2 protein-coding genes and 1 pseudogene are annotated in these 3,221 nt (G+C 62.7%); all 3 read right to left on the bottom strand.

Annotated elements, in window-relative coordinates; genetic code table 11:
- Positions 1–243: 243 nt before the first annotated feature.
- Positions 244–1,449: an IS91 family transposase gene (locus tag A3A5_RS0116065; RefSeq protein ID WP_018311573.1), complete on the bottom strand. Its 1,206-nt coding sequence runs from the start codon at positions 1,447–1,449 to the stop codon at positions 244–246.
- 8 nt (positions 1,450–1,457) lie between these two features.
- On the bottom strand, positions 1,458–2,336 hold the full coding sequence (locus A3A5_RS0116060) for a site-specific integrase (RefSeq protein WP_018311572.1): 879 nt from the start codon (positions 2,334–2,336) through the stop codon (positions 1,458–1,460).
- Positions 2,337–2,531: 195 nt separating this feature from the next.
- Positions 2,532–2,945, bottom strand: a pseudogene (locus tag A3A5_RS43350) (IS21 family transposase); the annotation flags it as partial.
- Between the last annotated feature and the right edge of the window lie 276 nt (positions 2,946–3,221).

The following is a 3,221-nucleotide window of genomic DNA, read 5'->3' as shown; positions in this document are numbered from 1 at the left end:
GGTAGCGTCTATGGGTATTGAATGGTTGCCGCGCTGACCTGGCGCGCTCCACACGCATAAGCCGGGTGCCAGGGTTCGATGAAGTGACGAGACCGATTGCGCGACGATGGTGCGAGCGTCGACATAGCGAGAAGAATTGGCAGCTTCCGGAACATTGGTACGCGCAGGGGACTGGATGGCACAAGTCCGGGCGTGTTGCCGGCAGGAAGCAAGGGAAACGTGGTTGAGGGCAATGCCAACGGATCAGTGAACATGATGAGGGGGCGGTGCGCGCGGAAGTGCACCCGGCAGGAACGTGTCGATGCATACCATGTGGCCCCTGCCGCAGACCGGGCAATCACGTAACGACGTGCCAGTGAGTCGCTGGTAACGGTCACGGTAGTCGTCCATGACGCCGGACGTTTCTTGCGTAGGGGCAACGACGCCGAGCAGCCGGCGGCAGGTGGCTAGCTTGGCGGCGCGGTGGCGATTGGCCAGCAGGCCGTAGCTGCGGATGTGCTTGAAGCCGTCAGGCAGCACGTGCAGCAGGAAGCGACGGATGAATTCGTCGGCCGCGAGCGTCATGGCCTTGCTCGCGGCCCCATGTTTGTAGTCTTTCCACTGGAAGGTGACCGCGTCGCCGTCGAAGCGCTGCAGCCGATGGTTGCAGATGGCGACGCGATGAGTGTAGCGGCCCAGATAGTCGAGCACCTGCCGGGCGCCGCCGAACGGCGGTTTGGCGTAGACGATCCATTCGGCCTGTGCCGTGGGGGCGAGCCAGGCGGCGAAGGCGCGCGCCTCACTGAGTGGTTCGAGCGGGCCATAGAAGTGCAATGCTCCACTATTGAAGGCGCGGCGCAGTTGTTCGAGAAAGAGGCGCCGGAACAGGCGCGAGAGCACGCGCACGGGCAGGAAGAAGCCGGGACGGCAGGCGGTCCAGTGCTCGCCATCGGGCGCGATGCCGCCGCCAGGGACCACGCAGTGGACGTGCGGATGATGCTGTAGGTTCTGCCCCCAGGTATGCAGGATGGTGATGAAGCCGATGGCGGCGCCCAGGTGCTTCGGATCGGCGGCGATCATGCGCAGCGTCTCGGCGCTGGTGCGAAACAGCATGTCGTAAAGAAGACGTTTGTTCTGGTACGCGAGCGCCGCGATGGGCTCGGGGAGCGTGAAGACCACGTGGAAGTACTCGACCTTGGGCAGCAGTTCAGCCTGCCGGCGTTCAAGCCACTGCGCACGGGCGAGCGACTGGCATTTCGGACAGCAGCGATGCCGACACGAGTTGAACGCGATGCGCTGATGGCCACAGGCATCGCACTGCTCGACATGTCCGCCAAGTGCGATGGTACGACACAGCTCGATCGCGCGCATCGCGCGCCGCTGCGCACGGCTAAGCCCGTCGGCATGGGTCTGCCGATACTGCGGGCCGCAGTGGCGGAAGATGTCGGCCACTTCCAGTGGCGCGCGCATGGCCGTGCTCAGAAGTACTCAGGCGCAGCAGGCGCAGGTGGGATCGGTTCGGGATGTGGTAGCAGATCGAAGGGACTGGTGGTGGCACACACGGTGCTGGTGGCGACCCTCAAGTAGCGTGCCGTGGTCGAAAGGGCACGATGTCCCATCAGCAACTGAATCCTGCGCACGTCGGTGCCGGTCTCGAGTAGATGCGTGGCAAAGGCGTGACGCAGCGAGTGGGGCGTGATGGGCTTCTGGATCCCGCTGCGCTGGCGCGCGATCCGGCATGCCAGCCCTACCGCGGAACGGGTGATGGGGTGCCCGGGCATCTCTCCGGGGAAAAGCCAGTCCCGGGGATGAACCTCATGCCAGTACAGTCGCAGGATCTCGAGCAGCCGCGGCGACAGCATTACATAGCGGTCTTTTCTGTTCTTCCCCTGGTTCACGCGGATGACCATCCGCTGGCTGTCGATGTCGGTGACCTTCAGATGGACGACTTCCGACACCCGCAGGCCGGCCGCGTAGGCGGTCATCAGGATGGTGCGCTGCTTGAGGCTGGCTACCGACTCGAAGAAGGCCGTGATCTCGTCCTGGCTCAGGATGACCGGCAGCCTCACCGGTCTCTTCGGGAGAGGGAAGTCCTCATCGCTCCAGTCGCGTTTGAGCGTCACGCGATAGAGGAATCGCAGGGCGCCGATAGTCGGACCGAGGCTGCCAGGCGCCAGTTTGCGCTCTTCACGAAGATAGATGAGCCAGGCACGAATCTCCTCGGGGCCGAGCACCTCTGGAGAGCGTCGGAAGTGTCGGGCGAAATGGGAAACTTGCAGCAGATAGGACTGCTGCGTGTTGTCTGCGAGGTTGCGGATCTGCATGTCGTGCAGCATCCGTTGGCGGAGCGGGGTCATGACGGACCTCCTGGGAACAGGGAATGGAATGCCCGGTCGGGCACCTCCATCCTGCTCCCAGCCGCCTGCCCATCCCTTCTCGATGGCTCGGCACCAGATAACCGTCCTGATCGAACGCAGGCACTGACGTCCGCGTCCCTCCCACTAGCGCGTCAGCGGTTTAGTACGAGGCGAGTAATCGCAAGCTTTCGATTACTCGCCGGGCAAGAATTCCAACCGATCGAATTGCGCCGGCGCGTGGTGACGTGAATTCCTGACGAAGCGCTTGACGCTTTCGTAGCTGGCGGTAAAGCCGAATTGGTCCACCAGGTCCTGGTAGATGGCCGTGGCGTTGCGATGCAGCCGTACTTGGGCTTCCACAAACTCCTGGTACGGCGCACAGGCCGACAACTGGTGTGCACCAGTTGCCGGTGGTCGGGGTGGGGGAATTTGCGACTCAGAGCCGGTGGTCACCGTGGGGGAGTTTGCCTGGGCAGCGGCAAAGCGCTCTTGATAACCCCGAATCGTCTTGCGATCGATCCCGGTAATCCGGCCGATCTCCCGCTGGCCCTTGCCTGCGGCGACCAACGTAGCAATGGTGGTTTGTAGATGCGGCTTCAAGACGTTCACTCCGGCAACCCCTCTTCATGCGAGGGGAACAAGGTAACGTCCTGCCAGGCGCTTACATCACTTCCAGCGCCCCTTCAGGTGGGGGAGTTTGAGGTGACCACACGTGGGGGAATTTGGCCGACCATCGGGGCTCAATGATTTGCTTGCCAACATCCCTCCGTCGAGTTGTCACAACGGACGAGTTAGTCTTACTGTGTCACAAGAGAAGTCGTTTGTTTGGCCTCCGACAGCACGGACACATGGCGAGTCTACCAATCAAGAGAATGCTGAGTTGGT

Origin of the sequence: Cupriavidus sp. UYPR2.512 (assembly GCF_000379565.1) — a bacterium.
Taxonomy (GTDB): Bacteria; Pseudomonadota; Gammaproteobacteria; order Burkholderiales; family Burkholderiaceae; genus Cupriavidus.
Note: the sequence above shows the minus strand (reverse complement) of the source record. Positions and strands in the feature narration are given on the sequence as shown.